Genomic DNA, 16894 nt, shown 5'->3' with positions numbered 1-16894 from the left:
CCCCAGGGTCGGGGCCCGCTAGGGGCATCGAGTGGCTGCTTAGTTGTGAGCGTGCAGCGCTTCGTTCAGTTCGATGGCTGATTTGTGGGTTTTGCACTCCACGGCACCGGTCTCGGAGTTGCGGCGGAACAGCAGGTCCGGTTGGCCGGCCAGTTCACGCGCCTTGACCACTTTGACCAGTTGGTTCTGCTCGTCCAGCAGCGCGACCTTGGTGCCGGCGGTGACGTACAGGCCCGATTCCACGGTGTTACGGTCGCCCAACGGGATACCGATACCGGCGTTGGCGCCGATCAGGCAGCCTTCGCCAACCTTGATCACGATGTTGCCGCCGCCCGAGAGCGTGCCCATGGTGGAGCAACCGCCGCCCAGGTCCGAACCCTTGCCGACGAATACGCCCGCCGATACACGGCCTTCGATCATGCCCGGGCCTTCGGTGCCGGCGTTGAAGTTGACGAAACCTTCGTGCATCACGGTGGTGCCTTCGCCCACATAGGCACCCAGGCGGATGCGTGCTGCGTCAGCGATACGCACGCCGCTCGGCACCACGTAGTCGGTCATTTTCGGGAACTTGTCCACCGAGAACACTTCCAGCAGCTCGCCACGCAGGCGGGCTTCCAGCTGGCGTTCGGCCAGTTCGTTGATGTCGATCGCGCCCTGGCTGGTCCAGGCCACGTTCGGCAGCTGCGGGAACACACCGGCCAGGCTCAGGCCGTGGGGCTTGACCAGGCGGTGGGACAGCAGGTGCAGCTTGAGGTAGGCCTCAGGCGTGGAGGTCAGTGCGGCGTCTTCGGCCAGCAGAGTGGCGACCAGCGGCGTGTGGCTTTCGGCCAGGCGGTTGAGCAGCGCGGCTTGGGTAGCGTCGACATTCTTGAGCGCATCAGCCAGTTGCAGCGCTTGGCTGATGGTGAAGGTGATCGCCTGGTTGCCTTCGGTGTAGCCGAGGATCGGCGCGATGGCTGCGACGATTTCTGCCGACGGGTTGAGCAGCGGTTGTGCGTAAAACACTTCCAGCCAAGCACCTTGGCGGTTCTGAGTGCCGACGCCGAAGCCCAGGCTGAACAGGGAATTGGACATGCTGTTACCTCTACAAAAATGGAAAGGGCTGGCCTACTTGAGGGCCGCCGAATAACTATCTGGCTTGAAGCCAATCAGGGTTCTGTCACCGAGATCAAGCACCGGGCGCTTGATCATCGAGGGTTGTGCGAGCATCAATTCAATGGCTTTCGACTGATCGAGATCGGCTTTGCGTTCGTCTTCGAGTTTGCGAAAGGTGGTGCCCGCACGGTTCAAAACCACCTGCCAACCGTGCTCGTCGCACCATTGGGTCAAGTGTTCGCGGTCGATACCGGCCGTTTTGTAGTCGTGGAACTCATAGTTGACGCCGTGCTCATCGAGCCAGGTGCGCGCCTTTTTCATGGTGTCGCAGGCTTTGATGCCGAAAAGGTGCAACGTTTTGCTTGAAGCGGTCAAGGAATTGCCCCCCTTTGGACCAAGTAGAAACGAAAGGTCACGGATTATGCCACGACCAGCGCGTTTGGGTGCCGCTCGTCAGCGCTGTGCGACTTTTGTGCAAAAGCCAGCGAGTAACATAGCCGGGTAATATGGCACTTCAACGGCCAGTTGTTGCCTGATGTGTGTCGTTGCAAGTCGATTGTCCGGGAAAACCGCGTTATGCAAACCGCCTACACCGTTCTTATCCTGCTGATGCTGGTCAGCGTTTCGCGTCTGGTCGGGCGTGTCATTCCTCTGCCGTTGCCCTTGGTACAGATTGCCGCCGGTGCCTTGCTGGCCTGGCCGACGCTGGGGCTGCATGTGGCGCTGGACCCCGAGTTGTTCCTGTTTCTGTTCCTGCCGCCGTTGCTGTTCTCCGATGGCTGGCGTATGCCCAAGCGCGAGTTGTGGCGGCTGCGCGGGCCGATCCTGACGTTGGCGGTGGGCCTGGTGCTGTTTACCGTGGTGGGCGCCGGTTACTTCATCCATTGGATCTTGCCGACTATCCCGTTGCCGGTGGCCTTCGCCCTGGCGGCCGTGTTGTCGCCGACGGATGCCGTGGCGGTGTCGGCCATTTCCCAGAATCGCTTGCCCACGCCGCTGATGCACATGCTCCAGGGCGAGGCCTTGATGAATGATGCTTCGGGCCTGGTGACCTTCAAGTTCGCCCTGGCGGCGGCGCTGACCGGGGTGTTTTCCCTGGCGGATGCCAGCCTCACATTCGTCTTGGTGGCTGTCGGTGGCCTGGCAGTCGGCGTGGCCCTGAGTTGGCTGGTCGGCCGTTTGCGCGCGTGGATGATCGCCCGTGGCTGGGACGACCCGGCCACCCACGTGGTGTTCATGTTGCTGCTGCCGTTTGCGGCCTATGTGCTGGCCGAACGCCTGGGCGCATCGGGCATTTTGTCGGCGGTGGCGGCGGGCATGATGCAAAGCTGGCTCGACCTGTTGCCGCGCCAGACCAGCACGCGCCTGCTCAATCGCAGCGTGTGGTCGTTGCTGGAGTTCGCCTTCAACGGTTTGATCTTCCTGCTGCTGGGCTTGCAACTGCCGGACATCATCAAAGCGGTGGTCAGCCATGAGCCGACACTGTGGCCAACCCTGTTTTATCGCTGCCTGGATGTGGTGGCGATCTTCCTGGTGCTGGTGGTGCTGCGGTTTATCTGGGTGCAGAGCATCTGGCGGCTGTCGGGCTTGCTGCGCAGGTTGCGTGGGAAAAGCGAACTGACGCTGGTGCCGACCGCCCGTTCCTGCTGGCTGTTGACGGTCGGCGGCGTGCGTGGGGCGGTGACGTTGGCGGGTGTGATGTCGGTGCCGTTGTTGCTGGCGCCTGGACAGGATTTTCCCGAGCGTGACCTGCTGATTTTCATCGCGGCAGGCGTGATTCTGTTGTCGCTGGTCGCCGCCTGTATCGCCTTGCCACTACTGTTGCGTGGCATCGAAAAAAGCCCGGACGAAAAACGCCACAAGGAAGTGCGCGAAGCCTGGAAGAGGACTGCCGTTGCGGCCATTCACGCGCTTGAAGCGCAAGAACCGGCAGACGCCGAAACCCAGGACGCCGCTCAAGCCGCGCTTGCCACGGAGCTCAAGGCACGGCTGATGTCGGAATATCGCCATCAATTGGACGTGTTCAATGACTCCGCCGAAGCCCAGGCCCTGGCGCAGCAGATGGACCTGCTGGAGCGCAAACTGCGGCTCAAGGCCCTGCGGGCGCAGCGGTTGGAGTTGTACAGTTTGAGTCGTCATCACCAGATTGGTGATGACGTGCTGCGTGAGGTGCTGGCGGATCTGGATATGAGTGAGGCGAACCTGGGCAAGATCAGGTGACTGGCGACTCAGCTGGCTGTTCCTTGGGATAGGCTTTTTTCGCCCAAGCAATATCGCCGTCACTCAAGGACCAGGTTTCGGACTGGCCCCAGTTCCCATCCGTAACGTCCGGCTTGATTTCATAGTGCATGACAGAGTCTCCGTCATAGGGAAGCAGATCGTATTTCGGCCGTTTGGGCAGGGGGAGAACATTGTTGTCTACTTCAGACTTGCCCATTTTGTGAGTTTTCTTGTAGTAGTCGTAGGTCTTTTCTGTGTTCCATGGAATGTTTGAGTCTGGATGTTGATGGGCGTGATGAGCTCCCAGCATATGTCCAAACTCATGCATGACAACGTATGCGAACCTGGGGTGTTTGTGGTCCATCGGTAGTGTCATGGATGGGATTGCCTGACCCATGCGACTCGACATTTTGCCGATTGATGAGTGGCCGCCGCTGGTTGTGGCGGCTTCAATTCGAACATCACCTTTGTTGCCAGCCACGAATTCGAATTTGAGATTGATATGGGGCAACCACTCGCTCGCGGCTGCTTTGACCGCCTTCGCATATTCACTGTCCGGGGCGTGATCGAATAGGGCGATTTTGATCGTGCTGTTCTGCGGCCAGTACTTGCGAGGCTCGCCAATATTGCGCCGGTGCCTTGAAAGAGTGGGCGCATCGGTGGTGAGGTCAGCGCTTTGAGTGGTGGCTGGTGAGAAGTGAGTAGCTGGATGAGCGGCTGCATTGATCATGGTTTTTCCCGTGGTCAGGTAGGACGAAGGTATTGGTTTATTCGTCCAGACCGCAAGAACGTTCCTGATCATGGCGTGCGAGAGTGTGAGCCCACGTATATGTGGCGCGCGTGGGCTCTGCCTTTCACTGCTTGCGTTGAATAAACTCGCGAATCCGCTCCGCCGCTTCCACGCACTCCGCCAACGGCGCAACCAGCGCCATGCGCACACGGCCGGCGCCAGGGTTGAAGCCGTCCACTTCCCGTGACAGGTACGAACCCGGCACGACGGTCACGTGTTCTTCCACGAACAGGTCACGGCAGAACGCGGCGTCGTCGCCATTCACATTCGGCCACAAATAGAAACCGCCATCCGGACTCTCTACGTCCAGCACTGGCTTGAGAATCGCCAACACTGCGTCGAATTTTTCGCGATACAAATCACGATTGGCGAGCACGTGGGCTTCATCCTGCCAGGCCGCAATGCTCGCCAGCTGGGTCTGCACCGGCATCGCACAGCCGTGGTAGGTGCGGTATAGCAGGAACGCCTTGAGGATGTCCGCGTCGCCGGCCACGAAACCGGAGCGCAGGCCCGGCAGGTTGGAGCGCTTGGACAGGCTGTGGAACACCACGCAGCGCTTGAAGTCCTGACGGCCCAGTTCGACGCAGGCGCTCAACAGGCCGGGCGGCGGGGTTTGTTCGTCGAAGTACAACTCGCTGTAGCACTCGTCGGCGGCGATGACGAAGTCGTATTCGTCGGCCAGGGCGATGAGTTTTTTCAGGGTATCGACCGGGATCAGCGCGCCGGTCGGGTTGCCGGGCGAGCACAGGAACAGGATCTGGCAGCGTTTCCAGATGTCTGGCGTCACGGCGTCGAAGTCCGGGTTGAAGCCATTGGCGTCCAGGCACGGCAGGTAGTGCGGCTTGGCCCCGGCGAGGAACGCGGCGCCTTCATAGATCTGGTAGAACGGGTTCGGGCTGACTACCAGCGCGTCGTCGCCACGGTTGACCACGGTTTGGGTAAAGGCGAACAGCGCTTCACGGGTGCCGTTGACCGGCAGGATATTGCGCGCCGGGTCGAGCCAGCCGTTGGGCACGTTGAAGCGACGTTCGCACCAGGCGCCGATGGCTTCGCGCAGGGCCGGGATGCCCAGCGTGGTCGGGTACACGGCCATCTGGTCGAGGTTGTTGCTCAATGCTTCGGCCACGAAAGTGGGCGATTTATGTTTCGGTTCGCCGATGGAGAGCGCGATCGGGCGCTTGTCCGGGTTTGGCGTGACGCTGCCCAGCAGGGCGCGCAGTTTCTCGAACGGGTAGGGCTGGAGCTGGTTCAGAGCGTTGTTCATCGGTGGATCTCGTGCAAGGCGTTAAAAACTGGGGCGACGCTTTTCAAATAGTCAGGCGTGTCAGCTCGACGCCGGGTTCCTGGGTCACGCTCAGCTGCTGGACGATGGCTTCCTGCAGGCGCAGGCACAGTTCCGGGTCGGACAGCGGCTGGTTGTCGGCATCGGTGATGAAGAACACGTCTTCCACGCGCTCGCCGAGGGTCGCGATCTTGGCGTTTTGCAACGACAGGTCGAACTCCAGGAAAATCCCGCCGATGCGGGCCAGCAGGCCCGGACGATCCGGGGCGCTGAGTTCCAGTACTGTCACCGGCCGCTGGGCGTCATTGGAAATGGTCACCTGTGGCGCAAACGCAAAGTGCTTGAGTTGGCGCGGTACCCGACGCTGGATGATGGTCGGGTAGTCGTCAGGGTTGCGCAGGGCCTCGGTCAGGCCTTCGCGGATCTTTTTCACGCGTGCCGGGTTGTCGCCAATCGAGTCGCCATCGGTGTCGAGCACGATATAGGTGTCGAGGGTGAACTGGCTGCTGGAGGTGATGACGCGGGCGTCATGGATGTTCAGGTTGAGCTGGTCCATGGCTGCCACGGTCACGGCGAAGAAGTCGTGCTGGTCGGGTGCGTAGATGAAAATCTGCGTGCCGCCTTCGAATTCGCGCTGGGTGGTTTCCTTGATCAGCACCAGCGGGCCGCCATCGGCGGGCTGTTGCAGGATCGCATCGGTGTGCCAGGCGACATCGCCGGCGGTGTGGCGCAGGAAGTAATCGTCACCCAGCTGCGACCACAACTGCTCGACGTCGTCCGGGTCGTTACCGCCGCGCACCAGAATGTCCAAGGCCGCGCTTTGGGTGCGGCGGATCTGCTCTTCGCGGTCCACCGGGTTCTCCAGGCCACGGCGCAGGGCGCGCTTGGTCTCGGTGTACAGCTGGCGCAACAGGCTGGCACGCCAGGAGTTCCACAGCGTCGGGTTGGTGGCGTTGATGTCGGAGACAGTCAGCACGTACAGATAGTCGAGGCGGGTTTCATCGCTGACGATCTGCGCAAAGTCGTGGATCACCTGCGGGTCGGACAAGTCCTTGCGCTGGGCGGTGGTCGACATCACCAGATGGTTCTGCACCAGCCAGACGATCAGGCGGCTGTCCCACACGGGCAGTTGGTGGCGCTGGCAGAAGGCCTCGGCGTCAACCGCGCCCACCTCGGAGTGGTCGCCATGCCGACCCTTGCCGATGTCGTGGTACAGGCCGGCCAGGTAGATCAGCTCGGGCTTGGGCAGCTTGGCCATGAGTTTGCTGGCCAGCGGGAATTTCTCTGACACTTGCGTGTACTGAAGCTTACGCAGGTGCTTGATCAGGTTCAGGGTGTGGGCGTCCACGGTATAGATGTGGAACAGGTCGTGCTGCATTTGCCCGACGATAAAACCGAACTCCGGCAGATAGCGCCCCAGGATGCCGTAACGGTTCATGCGTCGCAGGTTGCGGTGGATACCGATCTTGCACTTGAACAGCTCGATGAACAGGCTGGTGTTGCGGATGTCGTTGCGGAAATCGTCGTCGATCAGGTGACGGTTCTCCCGCAGCAGGCGGATGGTGTCGGCGCGTACGCCTTTGATTTCCGGCTGTTGGGCCATCAGCACGAAGATTTCCAGCATGGCGAACGGCGTACGGCGGAACACGTTGTCGTTGCGTGCCTCGATATAGCCGTCGTGCAGTTGGAAGCGTGCGTTGATCGGCTGCGGCGGCGCTTCGTCTTCAGGGGCCAGGATCACCTCTTCGAAGTGCTGGATGATCAGGTCGCTGAGCTGGGCAATGCTCATGACCACCCGGTAATACTGCTGCATGAAGCTTTCGATGCTGGTCTTCGCGTTCTCACCTTCAAAGCCCAGCAGGGTGGCGATGGAGCGCTGGTGGTCGAACAGCAGGCGGTCTTCGGAGCGCCCGGCGAGCATGTGCAGGGCGTAGCGCACTTTCCACAGGAACTCCTGGGACGAGGCCAGCAGGGCGTTTTCGCTCTCTACCAGGAAGCCCTCGCCAGCCAGGGCGCGCAGGTTCAGGGTGCCGTACTGGCGACGGGCAACCCACAAAATCGTCTGGATATCCCGCAGGCCACCGGGCGAGCCTTTGACGTTGGGTTCCAGGTTGTATTCGGTGTCGTTGTACTTGTGGTGCCGGGCCTTTTGCTCGGCACGCTTGGCCAGGAAGAAGTCCTTGCTCGGCCACATGTGTGCGGTGCTGGTGACTTCGAGCATGCGCTGGCGCAGGCGCTCGGGGCCGGCGATGGTGCGGCTTTCCATGAGGTTGGTGATGACGGTGAGGTCGGCGCGGGCCTCTTCGGCGCATTCGTCGACCGAGCGCACGCTTTGGCCGACTTCCAGGCCGATGTCCCACAACAGCGTCAGAAAACGCTCGATGGAATCGCGAAAGATCTCATGATCGGCGCTGTCCAGCAGGATCAGCAGGTCGATGTCCGAGTAGGGATGCAGCTCGCCGCGCCCATAGCCGCCGACCGCCACCAGGGCGATGTCGGCGTCTTCACTCCAGCTGAACTGTTCCCAGGCCTTTTGCAGGATGTTATCGACAAACCAGGCGCGGTCCTCGATCAGTCGGCGGATGTCCCGGCCGCTGCGAAAGCGCTCGTCGAGCACCTCGCGGGCCTGGCGGATGGCCTTCTTGAACGCGGCGATTGGGCTCGCCTTCAGGGCCAGTTCGGCCTGGAACTGGCCACGGTCGAAGAGTTCGGGGTCCACCTGGGGCATCGATCGGCTTTCCTTTCTATCTATAAGTCAGTTACAGGGTTGCGGGAAAACCGAAGCAATCATCACGCCGAAACGCGTGGAATGGTGTCGTCAGCGCGCAGGGTGAAGATCTCGTAGCCGGTTTCGGTGACCAGCAGGGTGTGTTCCCACTGGGCCGAGAGCTTGCGGTCCTTGGTGATGGCGGTCCAGCCGTCGCCCAGCACCTTGGTGTCGGCCTTGCCCTGGTTGATCATCGGCTCGATGGTGAAGGTCATGCCCGCCTTGAGCTCCATGCCGGTGCCAGCGCGGCCGTAGTGCAGGATCTGCGGCTCTTCGTGGAACACGGTGCCGATACCGTGGCCGCAGAATTCGCGCACCACCGAGAAGCCGTTCTTTTCCGCGTGCTTCTGGATCACTTCACCGATATCGCCCAGGCGGCAGCCAGGCTTGACGATTTCGATGGCCTTGTACATGCATTCCTGGGTGACCTGGGACAGGCGCTCGGCCCAGACCGGCACATTGCCGACGTGGAACATGCGGCTGGTGTCGCCGAAGTAGCGGTCCTTGATCACGGTGACGTCAATGTTCAGGGTGTCGCCGTCCTTCAATGGCTTGTCGCCTGGAATTCCGTGGCAGACCACGTGGTTGACCGAGGTGCAGATCGACTTCGGGAAGCCCTTGTAGTTCAGTGGCGCAGGGATGGCACCCTGCACATTGACTATATAGTCGTGGCAGATCTGGTTCAGGGTTTCGGTGGTGACGCCGGGCTTGACGTGTTCGGCGATCATTTCCAGCACGTCGGCAGCCAGTTTGCCGGCGATGCGCATGCCAGCGATGTCTTCGGCGGTTTTCAAGCTAACGGTCATACAGGCTCTCTCTAGCGCGACGCGCTGAAATCAATACGGTTTACGGGCGTGCGACAAAAGGTTGCAGAGTTCGCACAAGCCACAGAAAACGCGATTCTAACAGACGATGGCCTCAAATCATGAGCCTCTGATGATCGCTTCTCTCTATAAGGTAGGGCTATGTCGGCTCTATTCAAGGGGTTACACGAAAGCGCGCAGCGGCAAATGTGATTGCGTATTCCGTTTTTGCCGATGCTGTGGTATAAAATGCGCCGCTTTCCGGGGATACCTCGTAAAGCTTAAATCCACACACGTGTCGACACGATGACCTGGGTGCCGGAGGCCTTGATGCCGCTGGTTGGTCATTGGGATACGTGGAGGCCAAACCCGACTTATTAAGGAACTATCATGTCCCAAGTCAACATGCGCGATATGCTGAAGGCCGGTGTGCACTTCGGTCACCAGACCCGTTACTGGAACCCGAAAATGGGTAAATACATTTTCGGCGCGCGTAACAAGATCCACATCATCAACCTTGAAAAAACCCTGCCAATGTTCAACGAAGCTCTGACTTTCGTAGAGCGCCTGGCTCAGGGCAAAAACAAGATTCTGTTCGTCGGCACCAAGCGTTCCGCTGGCAAGATCGTTGCTGAAGAAGCAGCACGTTGCGGTTCGCCGTACGTCGATCACCGCTGGTTGGGCGGCATGCTGACCAACTTCAAAACCATCCGTGCTTCCATCAAGCGTCTGCGTGACCTTGAAGTGCAAGCCGAAGACGGTACTTTCGCCAAGCTGACCAAGAAAGAAGCGCTGATGCGCTCCCGTGACCTGGAAAAGCTCGATCGTTCCCTGGGTGGTATCAAGGACATGGGCGGTCTGCCTGACGCACTGTTCGTTATCGACGTTGATCACGAGCGCATCGCGATCACCGAAGCCAACAAGCTGGGCATCCCTGTTATCGGCGTAGTCGATACCAACAGCAGCCCGGAAGGCGTTGACTACATCATCCCAGGTAACGATGACGCAATCCGCGCTATCCAGCTGTACATGGGTTCGATGGCTGACGCTGTAATCCGTGGTCGCAACCACGTTGCTGGTGGTACCGAGCAGTTCGTTGAAGAAGCTCCGGTAGCTGCCGCTGAGTAATTAGCGCCCTGGCGTTGACTCAGTAAGCAAAAAGGGGGCTTGGCCCCCTTTTTGCCACCTCGAAAACCGTTTGTCGGTAACGCAGCTACATCATTTGTAACGTGCAGTGGCCTACAACGGAGATTCGGGAAGAATTGATCGCCCGTTTGATCGGGTGGAATGGTTGAAAACCTATCCAAGAGGATTTTGAAATGGCAGAGATTACTGCAGCGTTGGTTAAAGAACTGCGTGAGCGTACCGGCGAAGGCATGATGGATTGCAAAAAGGCCTTGACCAAGGCCGGCGGCGACATCGAAAAAGCCATCGACGACATGCGTGCCTCGGGCGCCATCAAGGCCGCCAAGAAAGCAGGCAACGTCGCTGCTGAAGGCGCTATCGCTCTGGTTGAAGACGGTAAAGCTGCCGTTCTGCTGGAAGTGAACTCGCAGACCGACTTCCTGGCCCTGCAAGATGACTTCAAGGCATTCGTTGCTGCCAGCGTCAAGAAAGCATTCGACGACAAGCTGACTACCGTTGAGCCTCTGATCGAAGCTCAAGAAGCTGATCGCCTGGTACTGGTCGGCAAGGTTGGCGAAAACGTCAACATCCGTCGCCTGACTCGCGTTGAAGGTGATGTGGTGGGTGGTTACCTGCACGGCAACAAGATCGGTGTAGCCGTTGTTCTGAAAGGCGGCGACGTTGAGCTGGCCAAAGACATCGCTATGCACGTTGCTGCAAGCAACCCAGAATTCCTGCTGCCTTCGGAAGTTTCTGACGAAGCGATCGAGCGTGAAAAAGCTGTGTTCCTGAGCCTGAACGCCGACAAGATCGCCGGCAAGCCAGAAAACATCGTTGAAAACATGATCAAAGGCCGTATCAGCAAGTTCCTGGCTGAAGCGAGCCTGGTTGAGCAGGCGTTCGTCAAGAACCCTGAAATCAAGGTTGGCGAACTGGCTAAGAAAGCCGGTGCTGAAATCGTTTCCTTCACTTACTACAAAGTAGGCGAAGGCATCGAGAAGCCGGTCGACAACTTCGCTGAAGAAGTTGCTGCCCAGCTGGCTGCCGCCAAGCAATAAGACAGTTTTCAACTGTCGCCCGAAAGAGGCTGCCCGCTCACGCGCGCAGCCTCTTTTCAAATGGGAAGGCCGATTTTAATTGGCTTCCCTTCGGAACTGGCTTACAAAGCCGTGTTCCGATGGCGCTGTAGCAGCGTCCAGCTAGAGTGAACGCAAGCCGTAAACGGCTCGCCAAGAATTTTTAAAAATACGCCGCAGGAGAGATTCGCAATGGCTCAGCAGGGCAGTGGTTATCAGGCTCGCTATAAACGCATTCTACTCAAGCTTAGCGGCGAGGCCCTGATGGGCTCGGAAGAGTTCGGGATCGATCCCAAGGTGCTCGACCGCATGGCGTTGGAAGTCGGCCAACTGGTCGGTATCGGCGTACAAGTCGGCCTGGTGATTGGCGGTGGCAACCTGTTCCGCGGTGCGGCACTGAGCGCCGCCGGCATGGATCGGGTCACTGGCGACCACATGGGCATGCTGGCCACTGTGATGAACGCCCTGGCCATGCGTGACGCCCTGGAGCGTGCCAACATCTCGGCTATCGTGATGTCGGCTATTTCCATGGTCGGCGTGACCGATCACTATGACCGCCGCAAAGCCATGCGCCACCTGAATTCCAAGGAAGTGGTGATCTTCGCTGCTGGTACGGGCAACCCGTTCTTCACCACCGACTCCGCAGCCTGCCTGCGTGCCATCGAAATCGACGCTGACGTGGTGTTGAAGGCGACCAAGGTGGATGGCGTGTACACTGCCGATCCATTCAAAGACCCGCATGCCGAGAAGTTCGATCATCTGACCTACGATGAAGTGCTGGATCGCAAGCTGGGCGTGATGGACCTGACGGCTATTTGCCTGTGCCGCGACCACAAGATGCCGCTGCGCGTATTTAACATGAACAAGCCCGGCGCCCTGCTGAATATCGTACACGGCGGCGCAGAAGGGACTCTGATCGAGGAAGGCCAACAATGATCAACGAAATCAAGAAAGACGCCCAGGCGCGTATGCAGAAATCCCTGGAATCCCTGAGCCATGCATTCGGCCAGATCCGTACCGGCAAGGCGCACCCAAGCATCCTGGGCAGCGTGATGGTGCCTTACTACGGTTCCGATACCCCGATCAGCAGCGTCGCCAACATTACCGTTAAAGACTCGCGCACCCTTCAAGTTGTCGCGTTCGAGCGCAACATGCTGGGTGCTGTCGACAAGGCCATCCAGAGCGCCGGTTTGAACCTCAACCCGACCAACCTGGGTGAGCTGCTGTTGATCTCCATGCCAGCCCTGACTGAAGAAACCCGTAAGGGCTTCACCAAGCAGGCGCGCAGCGCAGCCGAAGACGCCCGTGTTGCCGTGCGCAACATTCGTCGCGATGCCCTGGGTGACCTGAAGAAACTGGTCAAGGACAAGGAAATCAGCGAAGACGAAGAGCGTCGTGCCACCGCTGATATCGACAAGCTGACCAAAGATGCCGAGGCCCAGATCACCAAGGCCACGGAAGAAAAAGAAAAGGACCTGATGGCCGTATAAGGGGTCAGGACGCCTTCATGGAAAAGACCAAGCAGACTGTACCCTCTGTGGTGCCGCGCCATGTCGCGATCATCATGGATGGGAATAATCGCTGGGCGAAGAAACGCTTTATGCCGGGTGTTGCCGGGCATAAAGCGGGTGTCGATGCGGTAAGGGCTGTGATTGAGGTGTGCGCCGAAGCCAAGGTTGAGGTGCTGACCTTGTTCGCCTTCTCCAGTGAGAACTGGCAACGGCCCGCCGAAGAAGTCAGCGCCTTGATGGACTTGTTCTTCAAGGCCTTGCGTCGTGAAGCCAAGCGCCTCAACGACAACAACATCAGCCTGCGCATCATCGGCGATCGCTCGCGCTTTCATCCCGAACTGCAAGCCGCCATGCGCGAAGCCGAGGCCATTACGGCCGGGGCCAATCGATTTGTGCTGCAGATCGCAGCCAACTACGGTGGCCAGTGGGATATCGCCCAGGCTGCACAGCGTCTGGCGCGTGAAGTGCAGGCCGGTCATCTACGGCCGGACGACATCACCCCCGAACTCTTGCAAACCTGCCTGGTGACCGGCGATCTGCCGTTGCCTGACTTGTGCATCCGTACCGGTGGCGAGCACCGCATCAGCAATTTCCTGCTGTGGCAGCTGGCCTACACCGAGCTGTACTTCTCCGACCTGTTCTGGCCGGACTTCAAACACGATGCCATGCGCAATGCGCTGGCCGATTTCGCTTCCCGTCAGCGTCGCTTCGGTAAAACGAGCGAGCAGATCGAAGCTGGAGCCCGGGTTTAAATGCTTAAACAACGAATCATCACAGCACTGATCCTGTTGCCTATCGCCTTGTGTGGGTTTTTCCTGCTCGACGGTTCCGCCTTTGCGCTGTTTATCGGTCTGGTCGTCACCCTGGGTGCCTGGGAGTGGGCGCGCCTGGCGGGTTTCAGCGCGCAATTGCCGCGTGTCGTGTATGCCGCTGTCGTAGCTGCCTTGGCGTTCCTCTTGTACATCCTGCCGGACCTAGCGCCGTGGGTGTTGGGGGCGGCCGTGTTGTGGTGGGCGCTGGCGACATTCCTGGTGCTGACCTTTCCACGCACCAGCGGCAAGTGGTCAAGTGTGGCCTGCAAGTTGGTGATTGGCTTGTTGATTCTGTTGCCAGCCTGGCAAGGGTTGGTGGAGATCAAGCGTTACCCAATGGGTAATTGGCTGATCCTGGCGGTCATGGTGCTGGTCTGGGGCGCTGATATCGGCGCCTACTTCTCAGGCCGGGCCTTCGGCAAGCGCAAGCTGGCGCCGGCGGTCAGTCCAGGCAAGAGCTGGGAGGGCGTGTATGGCGGCCTGGCGTTGACCCTGGTGATCGCACTCGTTGTCGGTGTTGTGCGCGGCTGGTCGGTGAAGGAAATCTTTTTGGCGCTGCTGGCCACCGCCATTGTCGTGTTCATCTCGGTCGTGGGTGATCTCACCGAAAGCATGTTCAAGCGTCAGGCCGGGATCAAGGACAGCAGCAACCTGCTGCCGGGTCACGGCGGCGTATTGGACCGCATCGACAGCCTGACCGCTGCCATCCCGATCTTTGCCGTACTCTTGTGGATGACCGCTTCGTGAGCCGCCTGCAGCAAGTCACCGTGCTGGGTGCAACCGGTTCGGTGGGGTTGAGTACCCTCGATGTTATTGCTCGTCATCCTGATCGCTACCAGGTCTTTGCCCTGACCGGTTTTACCCGTTTGAGCGAATTGCTGGCCTTGTGCGTGCGTCATGCGCCGCGTTTCGCCGTGGTGCCTGAGGCGGCGGCGGCTCGTGGGCTGCGGGACGATCTTCGGGCTGCCGGGTTGTCCACTCAAGTGTTGGTGGGCGAGGAGGGGCTGTGCCAGGTCTCGGCCGATGCTGAAGTCGATACTGTCGTCGCCGCCATTGTCGGCGCTGCGGGCCTGCGTCCGACCTTGGCTGCCGTGGACGCTGGCAAGAAAATCCTGCTGGCCAATAAAGAAGCGCTGGTCATGTCCGGTGCGCTCTTTATGCAGGCGGTGCGCAAGAGCGGTGCCGTGTTGTTGCCGCTGGACAGCGAACACAATGCAATCTTCCAGTGCATGCCCGGCGATTATGCCCGTGGCCTGAGCCAGGTGGGTGTGCGTCGGATCCTGCTGACGGCTTCCGGTGGCCCGTTCCGACAAACCCCGCTGGCTGAACTGGAGCACGTATCGCCCGACCAGGCGTGCGCTCATCCGAACTGGTCCATGGGGCGCAAGATCTCCGTGGATTCGGCGAGCATGATGAACAAAGGCCTGGAGCTGATCGAGGCGTGCTGGTTGTTCGATGCGCGTCCGGATCAGGTCGAGGTGGTGATTCACCCACAAAGTGTGATTCATTCCCTGGTCGACTACGTGGACGGTTCGGTCCTGGCGCAGTTGGGCAACCCTGATATGCGCACGCCGATTGCCAACGCCCTGGCCTGGCCGGAGCGGATCGATTCGGGCGTAGCGCCTTTGGATCTGTTTGCTGTGGCCCGTCTGGACTTCGAGGCGCCGGACGAGCAACGTTTCCCTTGTCTAAGCCTGGCGCGGCAGGCGGCTGAAGCGGGTAACAGCGCACCGGCGATGCTGAACGCGGCCAACGAAGTGGCTGTGGCAGCGTTTCTCGAACGGCGCATCCGCTTTCCGCAGATCGCGAGTATCATCGAGGATGTCCTGGCGCTTGAGCCTGTCGTCGCAGTGAATGATCTTGGGGCCGTCTTCGAGGCCGATACCAAGGCTCGGACCCTGGCAGAACAATGGTTGAGCCGCAACGCGCGTTAGTCTGCAGGCAGGTTTGAGTCTTCAGGCACTGGATTGGAATGCGGAGAAATTAGATGAGTGCGCTTTACATGATTGTCGGCACCCTGGTTGCTCTGGGTGTGCTGGTTACCTTCCACGAATTCGGCCACTTCTGGGTGGCGCGTCGTTGCGGCGTCAAGGTACTGCGCTTTTCCGTCGGTTTCGGCATGCCGCTGGTGCGTTGGCACGACCGTCGTGGCACCGAGTTTGTGATTGCGGCTATCCCGCTGGGTGGCTACGTCAAGATGCTCGATGAGCGCGAAGGCGAAGTGCCGGCAGATCAGTTGGATCAGTCTTTCAATCGCAAGACCGTTCGTCAGCGTATCGCCATTGTCGCCGCCGGCCCGATCGCCAACTTCCTGTTGGCGATGGTGTTCTTCTGGGTGTTGGCCATGTTGGGCAGCCAGCAGGTGCGTCCGGTCATTGGCGCGGTCGAGTCGGACAGTATTGCCGCCAAGGCTGGATTGGTTGCCGGGCAGGAAATTGTTTCCATTGATGGCGAACCCACCACGGGCTGGGGCGCGGTCAATTTGCAGTTGGTGCGTCGTCTGGGTGAAAGCGGCATCGTCAACGTGGTGGTGCGCGAGCAGGATTCCACCAGCGAAACCCCGCGTGAGCTGGCCCTCGATCATTGGCTCAAGGGCTCTGATGAGCCTGATCCGATCAAGTCCCTGGGCATACGCCCATGGCGTCCGGCCTTGCCGCCGGTCCTCGCTGAGCTGGACCCGAAAGGTCCGGCCCAGGCTGCCGGCCTGAAAACCGGTGATCGCCTGTTGGCCCTTGACGGGCAGGTGCTGGGTGACTGGCAGCAGGTGGTCGATCTGGTTCGTGTACGTCCTGATACTAAAATTGTGCTGAAAGTTGAGCGCGACGGTGCTCAAATCGACGTCCCGGTGACCTTGTCGGTCCGTGGGGAAGCCAAGGCTGCCGGGGGTTACCTGGGTGCCGGGGTCAAGGCTGTCGACTGGCCGCCATCGATGGTGCGCGAGGTGAGCTACGGGCCGTTGGCAGCGATTGGCGAAGGTGCAAAACGCACCTGGACCATGAGTGTGCTGACCCTGGAATCCCTCAAGAAAATGTTGTTCGGCGAGCTCTCGGTAAAAAACTTGAGTGGACCGATAACCATTGCTAAAGTGGCGGGCGCTTCTGCCCAGTCGGGTGTCGCGGATTTCCTGAATTTCCTGGCTTATCTGAGTATTAGCCTGGGTGTTCTGAATTTGTTGCCCATTCCTGTACTGGATGGGGGGCATCTGTTGTTTTATCTGGTCGAGTGGGTGCGTGGTCGCCCCTTGTCGGATCGGGTGCAGGGTTGGGGGATACAGATCGGTATCAGTTTGGTGGTCGGGGTGATGTTATTAGCCTTGGTCAACGATCTGGGTCGACTGTAACGCTTCGCTGAATTGCGAATCTGCCGCATTTTGCGGCAGTTTGTTTATTGCCAGTTGGAATAAGAAAGGACTT

The 16894-nt window shown here is 59.7% G+C and carries 15 protein-coding genes; 9 read left to right on the top strand and 6 right to left on the bottom strand.

What is annotated here, in order from left to right; translation table 11 throughout:
• Window positions 1-39: 39 nt before the first annotated feature.
• Both dapD and ACP7BX_RS03435 read right to left on the bottom strand, forming a co-directional pair.
• Window positions 40-1074 (bottom strand): 2,3,4,5-tetrahydropyridine-2,6-dicarboxylate N-succinyltransferase, encoded by a 1035-nt coding sequence (gene dapD, locus ACP7BX_RS03440; RefSeq protein WP_033902798.1) that lies wholly within the window; start codon window positions 1072-1074, stop codon window positions 40-42.
• 33 nt (window positions 1075-1107) lie between these two features.
• A complete protein-coding gene (locus tag ACP7BX_RS03435) occupies window positions 1108-1416 on the bottom strand; it encodes an arsenate reductase (protein ID WP_236318523.1) in 309 nt (102 codons plus the stop codon).
• Window positions 1417-1671: 255 nt separating this feature from the next.
• Here ACP7BX_RS03435 and ACP7BX_RS03430 point away from each other — a divergent pair, with 255 nt between their 5' ends.
• Window positions 1672-3315: a Na+/H+ antiporter gene (locus ACP7BX_RS03430; protein WP_314525448.1), complete on the top strand. Its 1644-nt coding sequence runs from the start codon at window positions 1672-1674 to the stop codon at window positions 3313-3315.
• On the opposite strand, the gene ACP7BX_RS03425 is transcribed toward ACP7BX_RS03430, so the two are convergent.
• The 4 genes from ACP7BX_RS03425 to map form a co-directional block, all read right to left on the bottom strand.
• Window positions 3308-4045, bottom strand: a complete 738-nt coding sequence (locus ACP7BX_RS03425; protein WP_314525451.1) for a M12 family metallopeptidase — start codon at window positions 4043-4045, stop codon at window positions 3308-3310. The two genes, ACP7BX_RS03430 and ACP7BX_RS03425, sit on opposite strands and share 8 nt — an antisense overlap.
• Before the next feature lie 124 nt (window positions 4046-4169).
• Complete coding sequence (dapC, locus tag ACP7BX_RS03420; RefSeq protein WP_426129823.1) at window positions 4170-5369, bottom strand: succinyldiaminopimelate transaminase; 1200 nt, start codon at window positions 5367-5369, stop codon at window positions 4170-4172.
• A 43-nt stretch (window positions 5370-5412) separates the two neighbouring features.
• Window positions 5413-8115: a [protein-PII] uridylyltransferase gene (locus ACP7BX_RS03415; RefSeq protein WP_426129821.1), complete on the bottom strand. Its 2703-nt coding sequence runs from the start codon at window positions 8113-8115 to the stop codon at window positions 5413-5415.
• Between the two features lie 62 nt (window positions 8116-8177).
• On the bottom strand, window positions 8178-8960 hold the full coding sequence (gene map, locus ACP7BX_RS03410; protein ID WP_016975842.1) for a type I methionyl aminopeptidase: 783 nt from the start codon (window positions 8958-8960) through the stop codon (window positions 8178-8180).
• A 387-nt stretch (window positions 8961-9347) separates the two neighbouring features.
• On the opposite strand from map, the gene rpsB reads away from it, so the two are divergent.
• The 8 genes from rpsB to rseP all read left to right on the top strand — a co-directional run bounded on the left by rpsB (window position 9348) and on the right by rseP (window position 16821).
• Window positions 9348-10085 carry a 30S ribosomal protein S2 gene (gene rpsB / locus ACP7BX_RS03405; RefSeq protein WP_003189158.1) on the top strand — a complete coding sequence of 246 codons (738 nt, stop codon included), beginning with the start codon at window positions 9348-9350 and terminating at the stop codon, window positions 10083-10085.
• Window positions 10086-10276: 191 nt separating this feature from the next.
• Window positions 10277-11140: a translation elongation factor Ts gene (gene tsf / locus ACP7BX_RS03400; protein WP_038849203.1), complete on the top strand. Its 864-nt coding sequence runs from the start codon at window positions 10277-10279 to the stop codon at window positions 11138-11140.
• A gap of 210 nt (window positions 11141-11350) precedes the next feature.
• Entirely contained in the window at window positions 11351-12094 is a 744-nt protein-coding gene (gene pyrH, locus ACP7BX_RS03395; protein WP_003189161.1) for a UMP kinase, read from the top strand.
• Window positions 12091-12648: a ribosome recycling factor gene (frr, locus tag ACP7BX_RS03390; protein WP_012722596.1), complete on the top strand. Its 558-nt coding sequence runs from the start codon at window positions 12091-12093 to the stop codon at window positions 12646-12648. Before pyrH ends, frr begins: the two co-directional genes overlap by 4 nt.
• A gap of 17 nt (window positions 12649-12665) precedes the next feature.
• Window positions 12666-13421, top strand: coding sequence for a polyprenyl diphosphate synthase (uppS, locus tag ACP7BX_RS03385; RefSeq protein WP_016974405.1), 756 nt, complete (start codon window positions 12666-12668; stop codon window positions 13419-13421).
• Window positions 13422-14228 carry a phosphatidate cytidylyltransferase gene (locus tag ACP7BX_RS03380; RefSeq protein WP_133074436.1) on the top strand — a complete coding sequence of 269 codons (807 nt, stop codon included), beginning with the start codon at window positions 13422-13424 and terminating at the stop codon, window positions 14226-14228. It begins immediately after the preceding gene.
• The gene (gene ispC, locus ACP7BX_RS03375) at window positions 14225-15415 is read left to right on the top strand and encodes a 1-deoxy-D-xylulose-5-phosphate reductoisomerase (protein WP_426129818.1); all 1191 of its coding nucleotides are present in this window, start codon (window positions 14225-14227) and stop codon (window positions 15413-15415) included. Before ACP7BX_RS03380 ends, ispC begins: the two co-directional genes overlap by 4 nt.
• A 53-nt stretch (window positions 15416-15468) precedes the next feature.
• Entirely contained in the window at window positions 15469-16821 is a 1353-nt protein-coding gene (rseP, locus tag ACP7BX_RS03370) for a sigma E protease regulator RseP (protein WP_426129816.1), read from the top strand.
• The last annotated feature ends 73 nt before the right edge of the window (window positions 16822-16894 follow it).

The organism is Pseudomonas sp. DWP3-1-3b3 (assembly GCF_049896305.1).
GTDB lineage: Bacteria > Pseudomonadota > Gammaproteobacteria > Pseudomonadales > Pseudomonadaceae > Aquipseudomonas > Aquipseudomonas azotoformans_A.
Note: the sequence above shows the minus strand (reverse complement) of the source record. Positions and strands in the feature narration are given on the sequence as shown.

Excerpts from the sequence above, each read along its gene's own strand:
- dapD (WP_033902798.1), bottom strand. The coding sequence starts at position 1,074 with ATGTCCAATTCCCTGTTCAGCCTGGGCTTCGGCGTCGGCACTCAGAAC.
- ACP7BX_RS03435 (WP_236318523.1), bottom strand. The coding sequence starts at position 1,416 with ATGAAAAAGGCGCGCACCTGGCTCGATGAGCACGGCGTCAACTATGAG.
- ACP7BX_RS03430 (WP_314525448.1), top strand. The coding sequence starts at position 1,672 with ATGCAAACCGCCTACACCGTTCTTATCCTGCTGATGCTGGTCAGCGTT.
- ACP7BX_RS03425 (WP_314525451.1), bottom strand. The coding sequence starts at position 4,045 with ATGATCAATGCAGCCGCTCATCCAGCTACTCACTTCTCACCAGCCACC.
- dapC (WP_426129823.1), bottom strand. The coding sequence starts at position 5,369 with ATGAACAACGCTCTGAACCAGCTCCAGCCCTACCCGTTCGAGAAACTG.
- ACP7BX_RS03415 (WP_426129821.1), bottom strand. The coding sequence starts at position 8,115 with ATGCCCCAGGTGGACCCCGAACTCTTCGACCGTGGCCAGTTCCAGGCC.
- map (WP_016975842.1), bottom strand. The coding sequence starts at position 8,960 with ATGACCGTTAGCTTGAAAACCGCCGAAGACATCGCTGGCATGCGCATC.
- rpsB (WP_003189158.1), top strand. The coding sequence starts at position 9,348 with ATGTCCCAAGTCAACATGCGCGATATGCTGAAGGCCGGTGTGCACTTC.
- tsf (WP_038849203.1), top strand. The coding sequence starts at position 10,277 with ATGGCAGAGATTACTGCAGCGTTGGTTAAAGAACTGCGTGAGCGTACC.
- pyrH (WP_003189161.1), top strand. The coding sequence starts at position 11,351 with ATGGCTCAGCAGGGCAGTGGTTATCAGGCTCGCTATAAACGCATTCTA.
- frr (WP_012722596.1), top strand. The coding sequence starts at position 12,091 with ATGATCAACGAAATCAAGAAAGACGCCCAGGCGCGTATGCAGAAATCC.
- uppS (WP_016974405.1), top strand. The coding sequence starts at position 12,666 with ATGGAAAAGACCAAGCAGACTGTACCCTCTGTGGTGCCGCGCCATGTC.
- ACP7BX_RS03380 (WP_133074436.1), top strand. The coding sequence starts at position 13,422 with ATGCTTAAACAACGAATCATCACAGCACTGATCCTGTTGCCTATCGCC.
- rseP (WP_426129816.1), top strand. The coding sequence starts at position 15,469 with ATGAGTGCGCTTTACATGATTGTCGGCACCCTGGTTGCTCTGGGTGTG.